This window comes from Actinoplanes palleronii (genome assembly GCF_016862315.1).
GTDB classification, from domain to species: Bacteria; Actinomycetota; Actinomycetes; order Mycobacteriales; family Micromonosporaceae; genus Actinoplanes; species Actinoplanes palleronii.
The window spans coordinates 16,320-37,378 of sequence record NZ_BOMS01000084.1 but is presented as its reverse complement, the minus strand read 5'-3'; the positions used below and the strand labels follow the sequence as shown (position 1 = coordinate 37,378).

At 71.3% G+C, this 21,059-nt stretch carries 14 protein-coding genes, 1 tRNA gene and 1 pseudogene; 9 read left to right on the top strand and 7 right to left on the bottom strand.

The genetic code is table 11. The annotated features are described in order from the left end of the window. The coding region (locus Apa02nite_RS26975; RefSeq protein WP_203827452.1) for a hypothetical protein at positions 1–368 on the bottom strand (368 nt) is incomplete at its 3' end. 241 nt (positions 369–609) lie between these two features. Next, positions 610–1,107: a peptidase inhibitor family I36 protein gene (locus Apa02nite_RS26970; protein WP_203827451.1), complete on the bottom strand. Its 498-nt coding sequence runs from the start codon at positions 1,105–1,107 to the stop codon at positions 610–612. Positions 1,108–1,453: 346 nt separating this feature from the next. Between Apa02nite_RS26970 and Apa02nite_RS51240 the strand changes: the two are divergent. Next, positions 1,454–1,704 (top strand): annotated as a pseudogene (locus tag Apa02nite_RS51240) (IS701 family transposase); the annotation flags it as partial. Positions 1,705–1,876: 172 nt separating this feature from the next. On the opposite strand, the gene Apa02nite_RS26960 reads toward Apa02nite_RS51240, so the two are convergent. From Apa02nite_RS26960 to Apa02nite_RS26945, 4 genes are all read right to left on the bottom strand, one after another. Then, a complete protein-coding gene (locus Apa02nite_RS26960) occupies positions 1,877–2,260 on the bottom strand; it encodes a hypothetical protein (RefSeq protein ID WP_203827449.1) in 384 nt (127 codons plus the stop codon). Positions 2,261–3,317: 1,057 nt separating this feature from the next. Next, positions 3,318–4,037, bottom strand: coding sequence for a site-specific integrase (locus Apa02nite_RS51235; RefSeq protein WP_239164592.1), 720 nt, complete (start codon positions 4,035–4,037; stop codon positions 3,318–3,320). Continuing rightward, complete coding sequence (locus Apa02nite_RS26950) at positions 4,027–4,527, bottom strand: hypothetical protein (protein WP_203827448.1); 501 nt, start codon at positions 4,525–4,527, stop codon at positions 4,027–4,029. The genes Apa02nite_RS51235 and Apa02nite_RS26950 overlap by 11 nt, the downstream gene beginning before the upstream one ends. A gap of 141 nt (positions 4,528–4,668) precedes the next feature. Further along, positions 4,669–4,756: transfer RNA gene (locus Apa02nite_RS26945), tRNA-Leu, on the bottom strand. Between the two features lie 200 nt (positions 4,757–4,956). On the opposite strand from Apa02nite_RS26945, the gene Apa02nite_RS51965 reads away from it, so the two are divergent. The 6 genes from Apa02nite_RS51965 to Apa02nite_RS26915 all read left to right on the top strand — a co-directional run bounded on the left by Apa02nite_RS51965 (position 4,957) and on the right by Apa02nite_RS26915 (position 17,319). Continuing rightward, entirely contained in the window at positions 4,957–8,250 is a 3,294-nt protein-coding gene (locus Apa02nite_RS51965) for a tetratricopeptide repeat protein (RefSeq protein ID WP_275412529.1), read from the top strand. A 174-nt stretch (positions 8,251–8,424) separates the two neighbouring features. Continuing rightward, positions 8,425–10,995 (top strand): fibronectin type III domain-containing protein, encoded by a 2,571-nt coding sequence (locus Apa02nite_RS26935; RefSeq protein ID WP_203827446.1) that lies wholly within the window; start codon positions 8,425–8,427, stop codon positions 10,993–10,995. Positions 10,996–11,008: 13 nt separating this feature from the next. Next, positions 11,009–11,983, top strand: a complete 975-nt coding sequence (locus Apa02nite_RS26930; RefSeq protein ID WP_067700079.1) for an AAA family ATPase — start codon at positions 11,009–11,011, stop codon at positions 11,981–11,983. Further along, entirely contained in the window at positions 11,980–13,092 is a 1,113-nt protein-coding gene (locus Apa02nite_RS26925) for a DUF58 domain-containing protein (RefSeq protein WP_203827445.1), read from the top strand. Before Apa02nite_RS26930 ends, Apa02nite_RS26925 begins: the two co-directional genes overlap by 4 nt. A gap of 41 nt (positions 13,093–13,133) precedes the next feature. Continuing rightward, positions 13,134–15,299, top strand: a complete 2,166-nt coding sequence (locus Apa02nite_RS26920) for a transglutaminase TgpA family protein (protein WP_203827455.1) — start codon at positions 13,134–13,136, stop codon at positions 15,297–15,299. Positions 15,300–15,474: 175 nt separating this feature from the next. Continuing rightward, positions 15,475–17,319 (top strand): hypothetical protein, encoded by a 1,845-nt coding sequence (locus Apa02nite_RS26915; RefSeq protein WP_203827444.1) that lies wholly within the window; start codon positions 15,475–15,477, stop codon positions 17,317–17,319. A 54-nt stretch (positions 17,320–17,373) separates the two neighbouring features. Here Apa02nite_RS26915 and Apa02nite_RS26910 read toward each other — a convergent pair whose 3' ends face one another. Next, positions 17,374–18,081: an alpha/beta hydrolase family protein gene (locus Apa02nite_RS26910; RefSeq protein ID WP_203827443.1), complete on the bottom strand. Its 708-nt coding sequence runs from the start codon at positions 18,079–18,081 to the stop codon at positions 17,374–17,376. 74 nt (positions 18,082–18,155) lie between these two features. Between Apa02nite_RS26910 and Apa02nite_RS26905 the strand changes: the two genes are divergently transcribed. Next, a complete protein-coding gene (locus Apa02nite_RS26905; RefSeq protein ID WP_203827442.1) occupies positions 18,156–19,325 on the top strand; it encodes a PAS domain-containing protein in 1,170 nt (389 codons plus the stop codon). 7 nt (positions 19,326–19,332) lie between these two features. Beyond that, complete coding sequence (locus tag Apa02nite_RS26900) at positions 19,333–20,976, top strand: sensor histidine kinase (RefSeq protein ID WP_275412528.1); 1,644 nt, start codon at positions 19,333–19,335, stop codon at positions 20,974–20,976. The last annotated feature ends 83 nt before the right edge of the window (positions 20,977–21,059 follow it).

Below are 21,059 nucleotides of genomic sequence, written 5' to 3'. Positions count from 1 at the left end.
ATTAGGTTCTCCCAGTTGCCGCCCGCCGGAATTTGGGTGAACCTTCCGTCGTAGTTGGTGTGCTCAAATAAATTGATCGCCATTCCGGTGTTATTAACAACCCCCGTGATCGAGTCGTTTGACGAAACGCGGCTGGAAGGGTAGCTGATCTGGGTGAGGTTCGGCACGCATTCACGCGACGTGAAAACCGACGCGGGGAAAGTGAGGATGTTGTTCCAGCCTGAGTGCTGGTAGAGGCAAAGCGCATAGGTGGGGCAAGGCGTGCTGGCGATCCCCACGTCGTCCGCCCGCGCTGGCGTGGCCGACAGGGTCGTCACGGCGATCGTCGCCGCAGCCGTAGCAGCGAAGCGCTTCCATGCGGTTTTCATTGTCCCTCATCTCAATAGCAGTGCTCCCTGACGCTTTAAACCTACATAGGACGGTCTTTATATATAGTGGAAACTGAATTGATTTGCGCCGCTGTAACCGCGCCGAGGGTCGCCGAGTCTCCGCTATGACCGACCTGTCGGGTGGATTCCATGCTCGAACGGCCATGGTGGTGAAAACTAAAATGAATTCGGCGCGCTGACTGGACGAAGGCCCAGTCAGCGCGCCGAAGATATGCTCGAGCTACTTCCAGCCGCAGTCGTATCGGAACTTGAGCGAGTTGCGATCGCAGTCCCACACGTGGCCGATGCTCGCCGACGATGCCTTGTCGTTGAAATTACCCCAGTTCCAATTATCGTCAGTCAGGTACACGCTCGTGTGCGCCGGAACCTGGGCGATCCACTTCGGGTAATCGGTGTGCTGGCTCGTGTTGTCGAAGTCGACATCGTCGTACAGATACAGCGTCTTGTTGGTCAGATTCTTGACCGAGGAGACGTGATCGTTGAGATTCGTCCCGTTGGTGAAGGTCTTCTCCGGGAACCAGTGAACCTCACCGGGGCCGTTGTCGTCCCGGTTGAGTTCGGGAAGCACCGCGACGGAACCGGTCCAGCCGACGTTCTCATACAGACACACGTACCCCACCAGGCAGGGGTACGCCGCCTGTGCGGGACTGGTCACGGCCAGGAACCCGGCGGTCACTGTCGCTGCGACCGCCAGCACGTGCAGGATTTTCTTCTTCATTCAACGATCCCCCTATGACGCGAAGAAAGCGGTTCGGCGCAGGTTCGCTGCCCATCCTTCCTTCTCGAATACGGTATCCACACCGACTTGAATAAAACTTGACGGAGAAACAATGGCTGGAGTGGCGGCCGCTAGAACCTCGTCGCGCGGCCTTGAGCGGGTAATCCGGGTGGCGGATCGTGGACTTGGTGGCGTGTCCAGTTTTTCGGTCGGAACTGCAGGTTCAGTGGCCAGTACGGGATGTTCGCTCTAGTTGTGATGTCCGGGGACGTTGGTCGAGGAAGTGTGACCACTCGATCTGAGGATCGGTGACGGATCTTGTGAACAGATGAAGGTCTCCGGCTGTGCCTATTACGTGTGTTTCGGGGCGCGGGGCACCCGGCTACGCACGCTGGTGGCGCGGGCGCGAGGTAGGCGGTCGAGGAGAATTTCCCAACGGCCAAGAACGAGGCCGGGATGGACCAGTACCAGGTCCGCCGCTACGACGCCTGGTACGCCCACATCACCCTGGCCATGACCGCCGCGTTCCTGGCCATCATCCGCGCCGCCGAAGCCGCTGCCAGCAAACCCCCGGCCAGGCGGACGAAGACAGCCTGATCCCGCTGAGCAGCAACGAGATCAGGCGCCTGTTCGCCACGCTCATCCTGACCGTCGTGCACACCACCAAACACGTGCTGGCCTGGTCAGACTTCCGCCGGCTTTGCATACGACGAGCCCGCGACTCCCACTACCGCAAACGCCTCGAAGGGTACGAACCGCCGTAGCAGTACTAGGTGATGTTGCAGCCCGTGTTCGTTGTCTCCTTGCCCCTGACCGAGATGCTGAAGGTGGCGACCGTGCTCAGGTTCTTGTTCACCGAGCAGATCAGGACGCGGCTGCTGTTCCCCGGAATCGGGTACGCCCATACGTTGATCGCCTCGGTCTTGTTGATCGAGCTCATCTGATGGACCCAGCAGGTAAGGTTGCCCCTCGGGCTGATGATCGTGCTCTCGTAGCCCCCACGGGCAGGGAAACTGACGACGAACGCGAAGTTGGTGGCACCGCACACGCCGACCACAGCGGCGTCGGCGGCCAGGGCCGGAGCGGCCGGCGCGGCGCCGAGGGCGAGGGCCAGGACGGCCACGGCGCCACTCTGTCGCAGAATTTTCTTCATCGAGGCAAGATCACACACCGTACTGGATTTCTACTTGACGGCGACGGCGATCGCGGCTCGCCGATCACCCCCACAGTTCGACCATCCGCTCCCAGTACGTTGAGTAGATCTGCGCGCTGGCCGGGCTCGACGCCGCGGCGACACGTAGCTGGTATTGGCACCCCGTCACCCCGTCACCCCGTCACCCCGTCACCCCGTCACCCCGTCACCCCGTCATCGGGTTCGGCGACGACGGCGATGTCGACCCACGCCGTGCGTTGTCCGGCGGCTGGAGCGGTTCATCGGCGGCTGTGGTTGCGGATGGTAGAGACCACGTCCAGGGCGCTTAAGCCGGCGTCCTGCAGTGTGTGTGTAGGTTTTTTCGGCGGTACTCCCAATCTGTTCCCACCCCGTGGCCGGCCTCCGCGCACTATCGGCGGCAGTTCCAGACATTCGATCTCCTCGGCTGGCTGCCAGGGGTGTATCCGACGTCTTGAGGGACCGCTCATCGCCAGCCGCAGTCACTCGGCTGGTCGCCGGAGGTGTGTCGGGCTGCCGGAAACACCTCTGGCAACCAGCCGGGACCGGGCGGCCGCAGGAATCAGCGAACACCTCGTGTCTGGGCGCCGACCGGCGGGCGTCCCGGACAGCCATGACAAGTCGCCGATCGGGTCAACGATCACCGAACCTTGCGCTCCTCGGCAGTTGAGTCAAATTCGCCGGTCGTGATCTCGGTCCTTCGAGTGACGGAGGTGATGCGTCGGCTTGAACACCTGTCAACGGGTGGGCCAGGCGCGGAAACCGAGCTCGGCGGGGCTGAGGGCAAGCGGGTGTGGTTCGCCGGTGAGCGCGCTCAGGGCGGTGGCGACGGCGTGGATGTCGGCCTTGATGTAGGTCGTGGTGGCCGGGCCGGTGTTGTCGGTGTGGCCGGCGTAGGCGCGGGCGATGCCGTAACCGAAGTTGCGTTCTACCCAGGTGAGGGTGGTGTGCCGGAGCCAGTGGGTGGAGATGCCCTGAGCGGCGACCCAGGGGAGTTGGCTGCCGATGCGATTCCATAGGGCGTCGTAGCGTCGGGTGGTCAGTGCTGGCCGTTGCGGTAGCGCAGCAGTGGGGCGTCGGGCTGGGTGACTCCGCGTAGGCGGGCGTGGTCGGCGAGGCTGGTGGCCAGGTGCAGGGTGATCGGTTGCCAGCGCAGGGTCTCGCCCTTCTCGCGGAGCCGGACCAGGCCGGTGCGGGTGTCGAGGTCTTTGCGGCACAGGGCGAGTGCGCCGCCGCGGCGGCAGGCGGTCTCGGTGTGCAGGCGCAGCAGCAGATTGTCGAGGACGACGTCGTTGCCGGTGGTTCGGGCGACCTCGGTGATCTCCTGCATTTCCCAGGCGAGTAGGGCGCGGCGGGTGTTGGGCAGGCGGCGGGGCTTGGGGACGCGGTGGGCGGGGCTGGTTCCGGGTGGGATGAGGCCGTCGGCTTCGGCGCGTCGGAAGAATGCCCGGGCGGCGGAGTTGGCGTTCTCGCCGGCGTGCCGGCCGCCTCGGAAATTTCGTTCCCGTGGCCGGGCATTGACGGTGCAGTCGCGCTGCAGGGCTTCGACGTCGGTGGCTCGGATGGTGTCGACCGGTCGCTCGCCCCAGAGCCGATCCATCCGGGCCCAGTAGGTGCCGTAGGTCTTGGCGCTGGTCGGGCTGGCGGCCGCGATCACTTTCGGTAGGTACTGCCGGACGGTCACCTGTCCCGGTGGCGGGGCCAGGGCGACTCCGAACCGGGCGAGCATGGCCTGCGCTGGTGTGAGGTCAGCTGCCATCGACGCTGTCCTGCCGGGCGTAGTACTCGGTGAGCAGCGTTGCGACGGTCGACAGTGGATGCACGACCAGGGTGTCGTGGCCGGGTGCGGCAACCAGCAGGGCTTGGCTGTCGGGGGTGATGCCGGCGAGAGCACGGGCGGTGGCGGGCAGGGGAAGGTCGCCGCGCACGCCGATGGTGGCACGCCCGGTGGGGGAGCGGGTGACGATGATGGCGTCTTGGATGACGGTGTGATCGATCCGGTCACCGGGTGACCAGTTCAGGATCCGCAACAGGCGTCGCACTGAGAGCCGGCCAGAGGCGTCGGGGCAGGCGATGTCGAGTCGCAGCGAGTGTGGCGCCTCGCTGGCGGGGAGCCGGCGTGGTGGCAGCGGTGGCAGGGAGGCCGGCACATCGGGGATCAGCCGCCCCTGAATGATGGGCGGGATCAGCGCGCCGATGAGTTGTTCGGTGTCCGCTCGCCGACTGGCGTCGGGTGCCGGACTGTCCATGGCTGTCATGGTCAGCGTCCAGAGCGACATTGCGGCTGGTAGATGGCATCAAAAGCCTAGTCGGCTGGCCTCTGGCCGTCGACTGCACCCGAAAACACGAACTGGTGTAACTCCGCGCTTAACGTGGAGTTACACCAGAAGTGGTGTCCGGAGGGGGACTTGAACCCCCACGCCCGATAAAGGGCACTAGCACCTCAAGCTAGCGCGTCTGCCATTCCGCCACCCGGACTTGCTCATACAGCTTAGCGGCACCCGTTTCCCCGTTGTTTTCCGGGGGTTTCGGCTGCCTTGTCGGCCGCACAGGAGAGAACAGTACACGGTCTCCGCAGGGGGTTGCAGGAGGGGTGGGAGGCCGGACAATCGAGGGCATATGGGCACGGAACGGGAGGCGGTCTGGTATCTCGGGGGCGTACCGGGCAGCATGGCGGGGTGTCGCACCCCTCCCCTTTGACTCCGGCTCTGGACCGGGCGCGCTCGCTGATTGCCGCAGGCGATCTGGTGGGGGCGGCCGACCTCTTCGAACGTGCGGTAGAAATCGGTCAGGCGACCCTGAGCCAGGGTGATCCGGACGTGCTGTCGACGCAGCGGGAACTGGCGACAGTGCGGCAGCAGCTGGGGGATCCGGCAGCGGCGCGGCGGGTGTTGGAGACGGCGTACGCGGCGGGGCAGTACAGCCTCGGCGACGACCATCCGCTGTTGTTGCAGATCTCCTACGACCTCGGGGTGGTCGCGGAGGAGTTGGGGAACCGGCACGAGGCCCGGAAGGCGTTCGGCCGGGTCGCCCAGCACGGACCGATGATCCTCGGGCCGGCGCACTGGGCGGTCGTCCGGGCACAGACCTATCTCGGACAGGACCCCAGTTCCTCGATCCGCCCCGGACCGATCCAGCAGGCACCGCAAAGCAGCCCACCCGCCATGCCGCACCAACCGGCACAGCACCCGGGCCCGCCGCCGACCCCACCCGGGTCGATGCCGCAGTTCGGCTCCGGGACACCACAAAATCCGCAGTACGGCGGAGCCGCCGTCCCCACACAGCAGCCGCACCCTGCCCAGGCCCCGCCGGCCGCCCCTCCCCAGCCGGGTGGCTACCGCGAGTACTCCGCGCCGGTCTGGCCCTCGGAGGAGACCCACCCGGCGTTCCGTGAGTTCCCGGCCCCGGTCTGGCCGTCGGACCAGCCCCAGCCGGCGTTCCAGGAGTTCCCGGCGCCGGTCTGGCCCTCGGATCAGCCCCCTGCCACTCCGCAACAACAGCCCCCGGCCACCCCGCCGCAGACACCAAACGTTCCGCCGCAGTCGTCGACCGCGCTCCAGCAGTCACCCGCCGCGCCGGAACAGCCCCCGTGGCAGACAACACCGAGCGATCCGCAGCCGCCCTGGCAGACACCGGGCGATCCGCAGCAGACGCCGTGGCAGACACCGAGCGATCCGCAGCAGAGAGCGCCGCAGACACCGAGCGATCCGCGGCAGACGACACCTGACGCTCCGCAACAGCCCCAGCCGTTGCTGAGGCCGCAGCAACCCTCAGTGCAGCCGCAGTCTCCCGCCACCCAGCCGCAGCGGCCCGAGGCGCAACCGACCGTGGCACCATCGCAGCCGCCTGTCGAGCCCCAGCCCCGGCCCCGGCCGGCGATTCCGGCGCAGCGACAGCCGGATTCCACGCAGCCTCCGCAGGCCGCGCCGACGACGCCCGCAGCCGCGTCGACGCCCGAGGCCCCGCCGGCACCTGCCACGCCGCCGGCACCTGCCACCCCTGCTGCTCCCGCCGCTCCGACCAGCCGGCTCGGTCTCCTTCGTCCGCCGCCTTCCCTCCGGCCCGCGCGGCAGCAGACCGCTCCCACGTCCCCGGCGCCGTCGCCCGCACCGAAGCCGCAGGCGAACCCGGACCAGAAGCCCGCCCAGCCCCAGCCCGCTCCCGCAGAGCAAACCCCGGCCAACCCGCAAGCGGCTCAGCCCACCCCGGCCCGCCCGGATCCCGCAGCCCCGGAGCAGGCCGGCGACCCCGAGAAGCAGGAGCCCGCGAAGCCGGACGCCTTCCGCCCGGATTCCCCGTGGGGACCCGCCCCGGCCACCGGCAAGGACCCGCAGGCGACCCCGCTCCAGGAGTTCAAGCCCGCCCTGTTCGGCGGCGGCACCGAGCCCTCGGCCGCGCCGGAGGCTCCGGCGGTCTACCACCGCGGTTCGAACGACGCCGTCGTGGTCCAGCGCCCCGACCCGGTGATCATGCCGCTGGCCGAAACCCCGGCGCCCACGGTCCGCCCGGACGCAAGACCGGATTCGGTCACCGCAGGCGCGCCGGCTGCGGCTCAAACAGCTTTTCCGGTACGACAGGAGCCCGCCCCCGAGCCTCGATCAGAACCGGTCACGCCGACCGCCCCGCCCCGCTCCACGGACCCGGACCCGGCCGCGAAACCGACCGACCCCACCCCGGCCACGCCCGACCGCGCCCCGAAGCCCACCGAGAGCACCCCGCCCCCGGAGGCCACCCCGCCCCCGGCACCGGCCATCAGCGAAGCCACCACCCTGCTCCCCACCGTGGAGAGCCGCACCCCGGAAGGCCGCACCCCGGAAGGCCGCACCCCGGAAAGCGTCATCCCGGAGCACCGGACTCCGGAGAACCGGACCCCGGACACCACCTGGCCGGCCCCCAGCAGCACCTCGAGGCAGTCCACCAGCCCGTGGACCAGCGAGCCGGACCTCCCGCGTCCCGCCACCACCCCGGCCCCGGAGCCGCAACCCGACCCCCACCGTGCCGCGCCCCACCAGCAGGCCCCCACCCAACCCGGGGTCCACCAGCCGGGCGCCGCGCAGACGTCGGGCCCGGGGTATCCCCAGGCCACCCAGCCGGGCCCCGCGCAGGCGTCAGGCCCCGGATACCCCCAGGCCGCCAGCCAGCCCGGCGTCTACCGGCCGGGTCCGGCGCAGGCGTCAGGGCCGGGCTACCCCCAGGCCACCGGCCAGCCCGGCGTCTATCAACCCGGCCCGGCGCCGACCTCCGGTTACCCCCAGGCCAGTCGCTACCAGCCGGGCCCCGCTCCGACCTCCGACCCCGCCTACGATCCGGCCGTCGGCTACGACCAGGCCGGGTACGCCAGTCACGCCGGGTATGAGCAGGGCATCTACCACCCGGGCCAGGCCGCCTATCCGCAGGCTGGGCACCAGCAGGCCACCTACCAGCAGGCCACCTACCAGCAGGCCGGCTACGAGCAGGCCGGCGGCTACCGGCAGACCGAGGCGGGTGTCTGGCAGCAGGGTGCGGCGCCGGACGGTGCTTTCCCCGCGTACGGAATGGGGAATGAACCGCAACCCGCCTCGCACCGGAAGCGGGGGATGGCGCTCTTCGCGGTGATCGCCGCGGTCCTGGCCGCGATCGTGGCCGTCGTGGCGATGGTCTTCACCCTGGCGGACCGCACCCAGAAGGATGAGAAGAACGACACTCCGACGCTCGCCGGGGATCCGCCCGCGCAGGTGGCGCTCACCGATCGGCGGACCCGGATCGACATCTCCTGGGCCGACCCGGCGGGCGGCAAGGTCAGCTTCATGATCACGATGGGGCATCCGGGTGAGCAGTTGAAACCGGCGCAGAACGTGAGCCCGGGAGTGACGTCGAAGACGATCGAGGGGCTCAACCCGGAGCTCGACTACTGCTTCGCGGTGGTGGCCGTCTACGCCATCGACACGTTCGCCACGTCCGAGCAGAAATGCACCGACCGCGGGCAGAACTGAGCGCACAGGGCGTACACGGCGGGTATCGACGCTCGCCGCAATCACCCTATGATGGCCTGCGTCCTGGACACGTCAAGGTTCGCCAACGGGGGGACAGCCGCAGTGAGCAGCACAGACACCGCGCCGGCCGAGGCACGCCGGCGTCGGTTACCCAGTCGTGGGTATCTCGTCACGATGGGAACGGTGCTGGCGCTCACCGCCGGTCTCGGTCTGACCGTGCTCGGTCTCGGCGCCGCCGACGAGGCGGTGGCCAGCTTCGACGCGGCCTCCTGGGTGTGGAGCCGGGGCAAGGGCGAGGTGTCCCGGGTCAACGGCGTCACCGCGAAGATCGACACCCGGGTGGACGTCGGTCAGGCCCGCGGTCACGGGCTGCAGGTCAGCCAGAGCGACCGGTTCGTGATCCTGCGCGACGTCACCACCGGCGCGATCGCGTCGATGGACCTCACCGACCTGCAGGCGTTCTGGAACCAGCAGTCGTCGCCGGGCATCGGGGTCAGCGTCGCGCTGCACGACAAGTCCGCGTTCGTCGTCGACTCGGTGCAGGGCAAGGTGCAGCAGGTCGACCCGGCCAGCCTGCAGGCGGTCGGCCAGCCGATCAGCTTCCCGCCGGGGATCACCGGCGGCGCGTTCGACGGCAAGGGCCGGCTCTGGATCGTGGCGCCCAGCGAGGGCACCGTGACCGCGGTGACGCCCGCGCCGTCGGCGACCGAGGGGGCCGGCGAGAAGGTGACCGGTGACCCGCAGCGGGTCCGGACCGAGCCGGTCGGCGGCGCCAGCCACGACTTCGAACTGACCACTCTGGACGACGGCGTCGCGGTGCTGGACCGCACCACGAACGAGCTGACCCGGGTCGGCGACACCGCCACCTCACGGGTCACGCTGCCGCTGACCGGGCCGGGCACGCTGCCGGCGCACACCGACGGCAGCACCGTGGCGGTCACCGTGCCGGACTCGCGCGAGGTCCTCGGGATCGACGCGGCCGGCGGGGTCAAGGCGAAGTTCACCGTGACCGGCGCACAGTCGCAGTTGCAGCCCGCGGTCGCCTGGGAGGACTACTACTACGTCGCCGACACCGACGGCGGCACCGTGCACGTCTTCGACCAGGCCGGACAGGAGCAGAAGCCGATCACGTTCCAGCGTCCCGGCGGGCCGCTGGAGCTGGACATCCGCGAGGGCTACCTGTTCATCAACGCGCCCGGCTCGTCGACCGCCCGGGTGGTCGACGGTGAGCACGGCGTCCGGGTGGTCGACAAGTACGCCGACGACGTGCTCGGTGGTGATCCGCCGAAGGTGAAGACGCCGCCGGCCACGCCGCCGCCGGAGAAGAAGAAGCCGGTGAAGCCGGTGGTCGCCAAGCCCGGCGCGCCGCGCAACGTGCGGGCCGCGGCCGGCAACGCCGAGGCCCGGGTGACCTGGCAGCCGGCCGCCGACAACGGCGCGTCGATCACGAAGTACGTGGTGACCGGCAACAACCAGACGTTCCAGGTCGGCGCGAGTCAGCGCTCGCTGGTGGTGAGCGGGCTGACCAACGGCGAGACGTACCAGTTCGCGGTGTACGCGGTGAACCGGAAGGGCAACGGCCCGCCGAGGAGCAGCAACCCGGTCAAGCCCACCTCCGAGGTGCCGGACCCGCCGGGCACCCCGGTCGCCGAGGCGAAGCCGGACGGCTCGGTCACGGTGACCTGGCCGGCGGCGAACGGGCAGGGCCTGGCGATCGCCCGGTACACGGTGACCGGTGTCGCCGAGGGCGGTTCCGCCCCGGCCGGTGACGCCAAGGAGCCCACCCTGACCATCCCGGCCGGCCAGCTGGAGTACGGCAAGCAGTACGCGTTCACCGTGGTCTCGGTCAACGAGCGCGGCGCCGGCTCGAAGGCGTCCGCGGTGAGCAACAGCGTCGTGCCGTTCACCAAGCCCGGCAAGCCGGAGAACCTGGCGGCCGCCACGGTGTCCGACAAGGCCGGCACCGTCCAGGTCACCTGGACCGCACCGGCCGACAACGGCCGCGCGATCAGCAAGTACGTGGTGAAGGCCGGCGGCAAGAGCACCGACGTCACCGACGGGACGGCGGCGACGCTGACCGGCTTCGGCGCGGGGGAGACCGTCGCGGTCGAGGTGCTCGCGGTCAACGAGGGCGGCGAGAGCGAGACGGCCACCGCGACGGCGCGCACCGTCGCACCGCCCGCGATCACCGTGACCGGGACGGACACCGCGTACACCACGGCGACCGTCGGGTTCAGCGTGGACGCCGGCGGTGGCAAGGCGACCTGCGCGCTGACCGTGCCGGACGGCACCGGCTCGGACGGCAGCTGCACCAGCCTCAAGGCCAGCAAGCTCGCGCCGGGCACCGGCTACACCTTCACGGTGACGGCGTCGAACGCGGCCGGCAAGGTCACCAAGACCGCCAAGGGGACGACGCCGAAGCTCATGGGCACCGCGACCTGCAACAACGGTGACAGCGGGGACCAGAAGACGTACTGCGACGCCGACGTGGACGGCCGCAACGGCAACGAGATCTTCAAGATCACCCAGCAGGTGAACTCCCAGCAGGCCGGCTGGGTGAAGGACGGCACCCGGCTCCAGGCGTACTGCAAGAAGACCGGTGACAAGGTGGACGCGTACGTCTACAACAGCAACAAGGTGAGCACCTGGTGGATCCAGATCGCGTACGAGGGGAAGACCTACATCCCCTGGGCCTGGCTGAACCTCGACGACAACGACAACCTGGACAACCTGCCCACCTGCTGATGAGGACCGAACTGTGAGCACCGAACCGCTGCCGCCGTCGTACATCACCGGCTTCGCCCAGGTGGCCGGCCAGCTCGCCGACCGGATCGGCTCGGTCGTGCTGGGCAAGCCGGAGGTCGTCCGGCTCGCCCTGACCGCGCTGTTCGCCCAGGGCCACGTGCTGCTCGAGGACGTGCCCGGGGTCGGCAAGACCACCCTGGCCCGGGCCCTGGCGGCGTCGGTGCGCGGGCAGTGGCGGCGGATCCAGTTCACCCCGGACCTGCTGCCCTCGGACGTCTCCGGCGTCACCATCTTCAACCAGGCGAGCCGGGCGTTCGAGTTCCACCCCGGCCCGGTGTTCGCCAACATCGTCATCGCCGACGAGATCAACCGGGCGTCGCCGAAGACCCAGTCGGCGCTGCTCGAGGTGATGGAGGAACGCCGGGTCACCGTCGACGGCGTGCCGCACCCGGTGCCACAGCCGTTCCTGGTGGTGGCCACGCAGAACCCGGTCGAGATGGACGGCACGTACCGGCTGCCCGAGGCCCAGCTGGACCGGTTCCTGGTGAAGCTGTCGGTCGGCTACCCGGACGAGGAGGTGGAGATCGAGGTGTTGCGCGGCGCGGCCACCCGATCGCCGGACACCCTCGAACCGGTCACCGACACCGCCACGGTCGGCGAGATGGTGAAGATGGCGCTGCAGGTGCACGTCGCGGATCCGCTGTACACGTACGCTGTCCGGCTCGCGGCCGCGACCCGCAACCACCCGCAGGTCCGCGTCGGTGTCTCCCCGCGCGGTGTGATCGCGCTGACCCGCGCGGCCTGCGCCTACGCGCTGATCAACGGTCGCGGGTACGTCCTGCCGGAGGATCTGAAGACGCTCGTCGAGCCGGTCTTCGCGCACCGCGTGCTGCTCTCCGCGGACGCCCAGCTGCGCGGGGTGACCGCCGGTGACGTGCTCGCCGACGCGATCAGCTCGGTGGCGGTGCCGCTGCCGGCCAGCGCGTGACCGCTCGCGGCATCGGCCTGGTGGTCGCGGCGCTGGCCCTGCTCACCGCCGGTTTCACGTCCGGGTACCCGGACCTCGCCCTGCTCGGCGCGGCCGGACTGGTCGCGGCCGGCTGCGCGCTGGTCTTCGCGTTCTGGCGGCCGCGGCTCGGCGTGGACCGGGTCGCCGAACCGGACCGGGTGGCCCGCGGCGAACCCGCGCGGATGCGGCTGACCGTGCACAACACCAGCCGGCTGCGCGCCGCGAGCCTGGTCGCCACCGACCGCTGCGGCCGCACCACCGTCCCGGTCCCGCTGCTGCGCCTGCGCCCCGGCAACGACACCACGGTGGAGTACCCGGTGCCGACCGACCGCCGGGGCATCGTGCCGATCGGGCCGCTGCGGGTCACCCGGGGCGATCCGCTCGCGCTGGTCCGGCTTTCCCGGACGTACGGCGAGATCGCCACCGTGTGGGTGCACCCGCGGATCCACCTGCTCCGCGCGACACCGGCCGGGATGGCCCGCAGCCTCGACGGCCGGATCGACAAGGTGCCGCACGGCTCGATCACCTTCGACGCGCTGCGCGAATACGTGGTGGGTGACGAGATGCGCCGGGTGCACTGGCGCAGCTCGGCCAAGGTCGGCGAGCTGATGGTGCGCGAACAGCTGGACACCTCGGAGCCGACGATCGTGGTGCTGCTCGACGACCGGACCGGGTCGTACCCGGACCCCGAGGCGTTCGAGTCGGCGTGCGAGGCGGCCGCGTCGATCGTGGCCGCGGCCGTACGCGAGGATCTGCCCGTCGGTCTGCACCTGGTCTCGACGGTGGTGACCGGTCCCTACCTCGACGTGCTCACCGAGGCCGCGCTGCAGCCCGGTGACCTGGACGGCACCCTGCGCCGGCTGCGCGCCCAACGGCTCGGCGACACGCTGGTCTTCCTCACCGGCCCGGGCGGTCGCGCCGACCTGGGCACGGTCAGCTCGCTGCGCGGCACGTACCCGGTGGTGCTCGCCGCGCTGCTCGGTGACCGGGACGGCGCGCCGGTCGCGGCCGGTGACCGGCTGATCGTGATCGAGGCCGACGACGGCGCCGAGTTCGCCGCCGCGTGGGACGGGGTCCGGGGGTGGTGAGGTGGCTCCGCACGACCGTGGTCGCGGTCGCGCTGATCGGCATGCTGTCGCTGGCCGGTCTGGTGCTCGGCCGGATCTACGCCGACGACCTGCTCGTCCAGCTGGTCGCGGGCGCCGCGGCCGGCTCGGTCGGCGCCGGGCTGCTGACCAGGCGGCTGCCGTCCTGGAGTGCCGCGCCGGTCTCCGCGGTGCTGCTCGCCGGGTACACCGCGCTGGCGTTGAAGGTCGCCGCCGGGCACGCCGGGCTGGCCACGCCGTTCCCGGCGATGGTCCGCGAGGCGCTCGTCAACGGCATTCCGCGGCTGCTGACCGCGCTGATCCCGGTGGAGTCCACGCCGGACACCGTGGTGGTGCCGGTGATCGCGACCTGGCTCGCCGGGCTGGCCGCCGTGGAGGTCGGGGTGCGGGCGCGGCGGGTGCTGCTCGGGTCGCTGACGCCGGTGTTGCTGTATGCGGGCGCGCTCTACGTGGTCGGGCCGAACGCGGGGGCGGCGGTCGGGCCGACGCTGGGGTTCGCGGCCCTGGTGGTGGTCGCGCTCGTGACGCCGCCGGTAGCTTCATCCGGAAAAATCCGAACACAAGCGCTCGGGTCCGCCGCGGCCGGCCTGGTCGTGGTACTCGGGCTGGGCGCCGTCGTCGGCCCGTGGATCAGCGGCCAGGTCAGTGCGGCACCGGTCGACCCCCGGCAGTACGTCGAACCGCCCCAGGTCGACAGCCTCGACGAGAGCCCGCTCAACCGCATCTCCGGCTGGATGCTCACCCCCAAGCAGCAGCTGTTCGCCTACCAGCCGGCCACCCCGCCGACCGGCAAGCCCGGCACCGTCAAGGTGCGGCTCGCGGTGCTCTCCGACTACGACGGCGTGACCTGGAAGGTCGGCGGGACCTACCGCAACGCCGGCCGGGTGCTGCCCGAGCAGCCCGGCCTGCCAGGCGCGGACACCACCGAGGTACGCCAGCAGATCACCGTCTCCGGGCTGACCGGCCGGCTGCTGCCGGCGATCGCCACCCCGGCCGAGGTCTCCGGGGCGCGGGTCGCGTACGACGCGGTCACCGGCACGCTGATCCGGCCGGAGGGGCTGACCAAGGGCCTGGCCTACACGGTCACCTCCCGGGTGCAGTCCCCGGACCTGAACATGCTGCCGACTGCCGGGGCGCCGGACGGTGACGCGGTGGTGCGCTACCTGAAGGTCGGCACCGGGGTGCCGGACACCATCCAGAAGCTCGCCGACCACCTCGCCGACGGCAACGGCGCCGCGTACGACCGGGCCGTGGCGATCCAGGAGTTCCTGGCCCAGCACTACCGGGAGACCCCGGACGCGCCGACCGGGCACGCCTACCCGAACCTCGCGTACTTCCTGTTCGGCCCGCGCGGCCAGGGCGGCCAGGAGGGCACGTCGGAACAGTTCGCGGCGTCGTTCGCGCTGCTCGCCCGGCTGACCCGGCTGCCCAGCCGGGTGGTCGTCGGGTTCACCGCCCCGGCCGCCGGGGGTCAGGTCACCGGCGGGAACGCGGTCGCCTGGCCGGAGGTGCTCTTCGACGGGCTGGGCTGGGTGGCGTTCGACCCGATGCCGGCCACCGACGACCCGACGCCGGTCGAGCAGGACTTCATCCCGAAGCCGAGCACCCCGCCGACCACGCCACCGGAGACGACCGCGCCGCCGGAGACCGCGGCGCCGTCGCTGTCGGCGGTGGCCGCGCCGGTCGCCGCCGGGGGCGGGACGCCGGCCGGGGTGGTGGCCGGGGGAGTGTCCGGGTCGCTGCTGGTCCTGCTCGGTCTCGCCGCGCTGACCGTGGTCCAGCTGCGCCGGGGGCTGCGGCGCCGGCGGCTCTACGACGGCAGCCCGGACGACCGGATCACCGGGGCGTGGCGGGAGTTCACCGACGCGCTGCGGCTCTCCGGCCAGCCGGTGCCGGATCACCTGTCGGCCACCGAGATGTCCGCGTACGCCGCGGTGACGCCGCCGGCCCGTGGCGGGTTGTTGCGAAAGGCGGCGCCCGAGGATCCGCTACCGCCGCTGCCCGCGCTCGACGAGTTGGTGAGCGCGCTCAACACTGTCGGGTTCGCGCCCGGCGCGGCCGACTCCGGGCAGGCGGACCGGGCCGGGGCACAAGCTCTCTCGTACGCCGCGACGCTCCGCGAACGGCGCTCCTGGTGGCGCAAGCTCTGGTGGAGCGTGCACCCGGGCCCGCTGCGCTGGCACCGCTGACAGCGCGTGAACGAGCCGGGAGCCCAGTAATTCCGGCAGGTCACCCGCGGGGTGGTAAGGATCGCCCCGGCGGGTGTGTCGAAGATCCAACGTCGGCACCGTCGGGGCTGGACGGTGGATAGTGAACCCCGCCCGGATGCTGATCATGGCGTCCACGGACGGGAGTGGACCACCTATGGAGCGCACCGAATTTCTGCCCGTACGCCCGCGCCGGATCGGAGTCGCGCTCGGCGCCGCCCTGCTGCTGACCGTCGTCGCCGGGTGCACCGGCGATGACGAGGTGCCGTTCGCGGGTGAGCTGCCTCCGCCCGGTACGACCTGGGAGACCCTCGACCCGGCGCAGCCGGACGTGGCCGGGGACGGTGCGGCCCCGGCCCCGGACGCCACCGGCCAGGCACCGGCCGGCACCGGCGGCGACACCGCGGGTGGCTTCGGGACCGGCTCCGGTTCCGGCGGGATCGGTACTGCGGCCGGCGGGTCGGGTTACGGCTCGGGCTCGGGTTCCGGGCAGCCGGGGGCCGGTGGCGGACCGGGTGGTGATCGGGCGCCGGGCCACGGGCTCGGTCCGGGTGGTGGCCTCGGCACGACCGGCGGCGGCGCGGGCGTGGGCAGCGGTGGTGCGAATGGTGGCGCGGTCGCGCACGGCGGCGGCCTGGGCGCGCACAGCGGCGGCCTGGGCGCGACCGGCGGTGGCGTGAGTGCGCACGGCGGTGGGCTGGGCCTCGGCGGGATCGCGGTCGGCACTCCCGGGATCGTCACCGGTCCCGGCGCGGTCGGTGGCCCGGGCCTCGGTGGCTCGCCCGGCGGCGCGGCCACCGGCAATTCCGGACACCCGGCTGTCCCGGCGCAGGGAAGCGGCTTAAACACCGGCGGCCAGACCGGCGGCACCGTTAACAGCCCCGGCTCGGGCCAGAACCCCGCTGGTCAGACCTTCACCGGCCAGAACTCCACCGGCCAGAACTCCACCGGCCAGAACTCCGCAGGTCAGCACCCCATCACGACCGAGCCGATCGTGGTCCACCACGCGCCGGCCGTCGAGGCCCCGGTCCGCGTCGACCCGCCGGCCGCCGTCGAGCCCCCGGCCGCCGTCCGGCCCGCCGCCGTGCGTCCGGCTGCCGTGCGTCCGGCTGCCGTTCGTCCGGCCGCCGTGCGTCCAGCTGCCGTGCGCCCGGTGAAGCACCGCCCCACCCGGGTGAAGCGCCCGGTCCGGGTCGACCGGCCCACCCGGCAGCGCCCCGCCTGGGTCCACGACCTGAGCCGCCCCACCTCGGTCGACCGGGACTGCGACCGCTTCCACGGCGGGATCACCGACGTCACCTTCGACAACAGCTGGCTGGACGGCTCGCAGGTCTGCTTCGACGCCGACCGCGGTGACCTGGACTCACAGATCTACCTGCTCACCCACTCCGGGATGCCGATCTCGCTGCCCCGCGCCGACGACTTCGACCCGGCGAGCTTCGGCGGCGACCTGTTCGACCGGATCGACGACCTCGCCAGGGCCGGCGACTTCACCGGAGGCGACGGCTTTACCGGAAATGACGGCTTCACCGGGGCCGACGGCTTCACCGGGGCCGACGGCTTCGCCCGGGTCAACGACGAGCCGGACCCGCTCGAGCCGGACGACTGGACCGTCAGCGACCGCTGGAACACCGGCGACCGGCTGCGCACCGGCGACCGCCGGCACGGCAGCGACCGACGGCGCGGCGGCAACCGCTGGACCGGCGGGGACCGCTGGAACGGTGGCGACCGCTGGAACGGCGGCGACATGGAGACCGACCTGCGCGACCTCGGCCGCAGCGCCACGACGAGCAGCGCCACGAAGAGCAGCCCGACGAAGAGCAGCCCCGCCAAGAGCGCTGGACCGGTCGAGCAGGACGACGACCAGGCCACACCCGCTGCCGCCGAGAGTAAGGCCGGCGCCGACGAGGCCGACCCCACGGCGAGCCCCGAAGCCACCAGCGACGACAGCACCGACACGACCACGGACACCGGCGAAGAGACCGACTCCGACTCGGAGTAGATCAGCACCGAGAAAGCTGCCGCCCGGACCCCACCCCGGGCGGCAGCGCCGTCTTCAGGCCAGCTTCGCGATCACCAGATCGGCAGCCCGGCTGATCGCGGCCCGCGACTGGTCGGTGTCGTCCTTCACGTCGAAGCTGTGGTGCCCGTCCGGCACGTCGACGATCTCCAGGTTCGCCTTCGCGGCGGCCTCCACGAACGCGGCGACCCCCGCCGCCACCGCCGGGTCCTCCCGGCCTGCCCGGGTCAGCACGATCGGCAGGTCCCCGGCCTCGGCGACGGCGGCCACCGGGTCGAACCGGGCCTGGACCGGCCACCCCGGGAACGGCACGAGCACCGGATAGCTCAGCGCCACCACGCGCAGCCAGGACGGCGGCTCGCGCAGCCAGCCGGCCGCCATCAGCCCCGACCCGGAGAAGAACCACAGCGCGAGCCGGTTCTCGTCCACCCGGGGGTCGCTGCGCAGGCTCTCCAGTGCGGCGGCGACGTTCGCGGCTCCCGCACCGTACGCATCGGGTGAATGCAGACGGTGATCAACCACCGCGCCCACCGTGCCCCGGCTCGCCGCCAGGCGGGCGTATCCCTGGAAGACCGGCCAGTCGCGCTGGATCGGGCGGACCTCGGCGGGCAGCGGACCGCCCGGCACGACCAGGATGGCCGGGCGTGGTCCGGCGATGTCGCCGGGCAGGTAGAGGTCGTGGAATTCCTGGCGTTCCAGAGCGCGGTCCTCGACGGGCAGCACGAAGGGCTTCACGAAGTCCATCACCGGATCGTATCGTCACTCATCGATCACGTGGGGCCGCTCAGCTCAGCGCCGGAGCGGACGATGGGAACGGTGTGGAGCAGGAGCGCCTCGCGGCGCTGCACGAGTATCAGCTGCGCGACACGCCCCCGGAGGCGGAGTTGCGGGCGGTGCTGCGGATCGCCGCCACGGTCGCCGGGGTGGCCTCGGCCAGCTTGAACCTGCTCGACGCGAACCGGCAGTACATGCTGGTCCGGCTCGGCGGCGCGCCGATCGACTGCGCCCGCGAGGACTCGATGTGCGCGGTGCAGTTCGACGCGCGGGTCTTCGCCCACGTCCCGGACGCCCCGCAGGACCCCCGGTACGCCGCCAACCCGTGGGTCAACGGCGACCTGGGCCGGGTCCGGTTCTACGCCTCGGCGCCGCTGATCACCCCGGAGGGGCACGCGCTCGGCACCCTGTGCGTCTTCGACGAGGCGCCGCACGAGCTGACCGGCGAGCAGATCGCGCACCTCACCGACCTGGCCGGGATCGTCATCGCGTTCTTCGAACGGCGCCGGCAGGCCCGGACGATGGGCGCCCTGGCCATCGCCGCGCGGGCCAAGCAGCAGTGGACCGACGCCCTGCTGGAGACCGTCGACGCCGCGGTGATCGCCTGCGACGTGAACTTCCGGGTGACGCTCTGGAACCGGTCGGCCCGGGAATGGCACGGGCGCAGCGGCGAGGGTGATCCGCTGCCGGTCGACATCGCCGCCCGGTTCGGCCTGTACGAGGCGGACGGGCGCACCCCGGTCCGGGACGACGAGCTGCCGCTGCAGGTGGCCCTGCGCGAGGGCGTGGTGCTCACCGGCCGGGAGATGGTGATCCGCCGGCCGGTCGGCGATCCGGTGCACGTGCGGGTCAACGCCAGCCCGTTGCGCGGCCCGGAGAACGAGATCGTCGGCGCGGTGCTGGCCCAGGTCGACGTGACCGCCGAGCACACCCGCCGCAGCCTGATCGAGGAGGCCCGCGAGCACCTGGCGGCGGCGAACACCGAGCTGGAACGCTCGAACGCGGACCTGACCAACTTCGCGGCGGCGGTCAGTCACGACCTCATCGCCCCGCTCGCGGCGGTCGGCGGCTTCCTGGAGCTGCTCGCCTTCGAGGGTCACGAGCAGGCCGCCGGCGGGTCGGCCGAGGTGGCCCGGATGCGCGATGTGATCGACGGACTGCTCGCCGACGCGCTGACGGCACGTTCGTCAGGATCGGCTTCGGGCCGCCGATAGGGGCTACGTGGATCTCGTCGCGCGGGTGGAGGAGCGGGAGCAGTGGCGGCTGGCCGCGCTGCACGAGTACCGCCTGCTCGACTCGCCGGCCGGGGACGAGCTGGAGGCCGTGGTGCGGGTCGCGGCGACGGTCGCCGGGGTGCCGACCGCGACGCTGAACCTGATCGACGAGCACCGGCAGTGCCAGCTGACCACCGTCGGGTTCCAGGGCGGCGACTCGGCCCGCTCCGACTCGATGTGCGCGATCCGGTTCGAGACCGGGAAGTTCACCTACGTCCGGGATGCCAGCGTCGACCCCACCTACCGGGCCAACCCGTGGGTCACCGGTGTTCTCGCCGACGTCCGGTTCTACGCCTCGGCGCCGCTGATCACCCCGGACGGGCACGCGCTCGGCTCGCTCTGCGTCTTCCACAACGAGCCGCACGAGCTGACCGTCGAGCAGGTCGCCCGGCTCGAGGACCTGGCCCAGGTGATCCTGGCGCTGTTCGAGCGGCGCCGCCAGGCCCGGCTCAACGCGGAGCTCGTGGAGATCACCGAGGCCCGGCAGCGGTGGACCGAGACGTTGCTGGAGACGATCGACGTGGCCGTGGTCGCCTGTGACCAGGCCGCCCGGCTCACCCTGTTCAACCGGACCGCCCGGGAGTGGCACGGCCTGGACGCCGACCCGACCGTCGACCCGAGCGACTTCTCCGGCCGCTACGCGCTGTTCGACACCGACGGCGTGACCCCGTTGCCGGCCGACCGGATCCCGCTGATGCGGGCGCTGCACGAGGGCACGGTCAGCAACGCCGAGATCATCATCCGGCGTCGCTCCGGTGACCCGATGCACCTGATCAGCAACGGTCGCGCGCTCATCGCGCCGGACGGTACCCCGCTGGGCGCCGTCGTCGCCATGAACGACGTCACCACCGACCGGGCCCAGCAGCGGGTGATCGAGCAGGCCCGCCGGGAGCTGTCCGCCGCGAACGAGGAGCTGCGCCGGTCGAACGCCGACCTGAACAACTTCGCCGGCGCGGTCAGTCACGACCTGGTGGCGCCGCTCGGCGCGGTCGGCGGTTATCTGGAGCTGCTCGAGGACGTGGTGTCCGGGCAGGAACGCGCATGGGTGGACGCGGCGTCCCGGGCGGTGACCCGGATGCGCGACCTGATCGGCTCGCTGCTCGGTTACGCGAAGGCCGGCAGCGCGCCGGTGCAGCGGGTGATCGCCGACCTCGGCGAGGTGTTCGACAGCGTGGTCGCCGACCTGCGCGCCGAGATCGTCTCCTCGGACGCCGTGGTGGCCGCGCCCTGGCCGCTGCCGTCGGTCTCGTGCGACCCGGTGCTGGCCCGGCAGCTGCTGCAGAACCTGATCGCCAACGCGATCAAATACCGCCACCCGGACCGGCTGCCCCGGGTCGAGGTGAGCGCGGCACGGGAGGGTTCCGCCTGGGCGGTCACGGTCGCCGACAACGGCATGGGCATCCCGCCGGAGCAGCGCAGCCGGGTCTTCGACATGTTCACCCGGCTGGAGGGCACGTCCGCCGCCGGGCACGGCATCGGCCTGTCCAGCTGCCTGCGGATCGTCGACCGGCACGGTGGCGTGATCCGGCTCGAGGAGAACGTCGGCGGCGGCACCCGGGTGATCTTCACACTTCCGGACCAACCCGGGTGAACCCTTCGGCTCCGATCGGGTCGGTCACCCGGTCAGGTTCTGCCGAAAGCCCTCTGACCAGGCCTTTCGCTGCTACCAAAGAT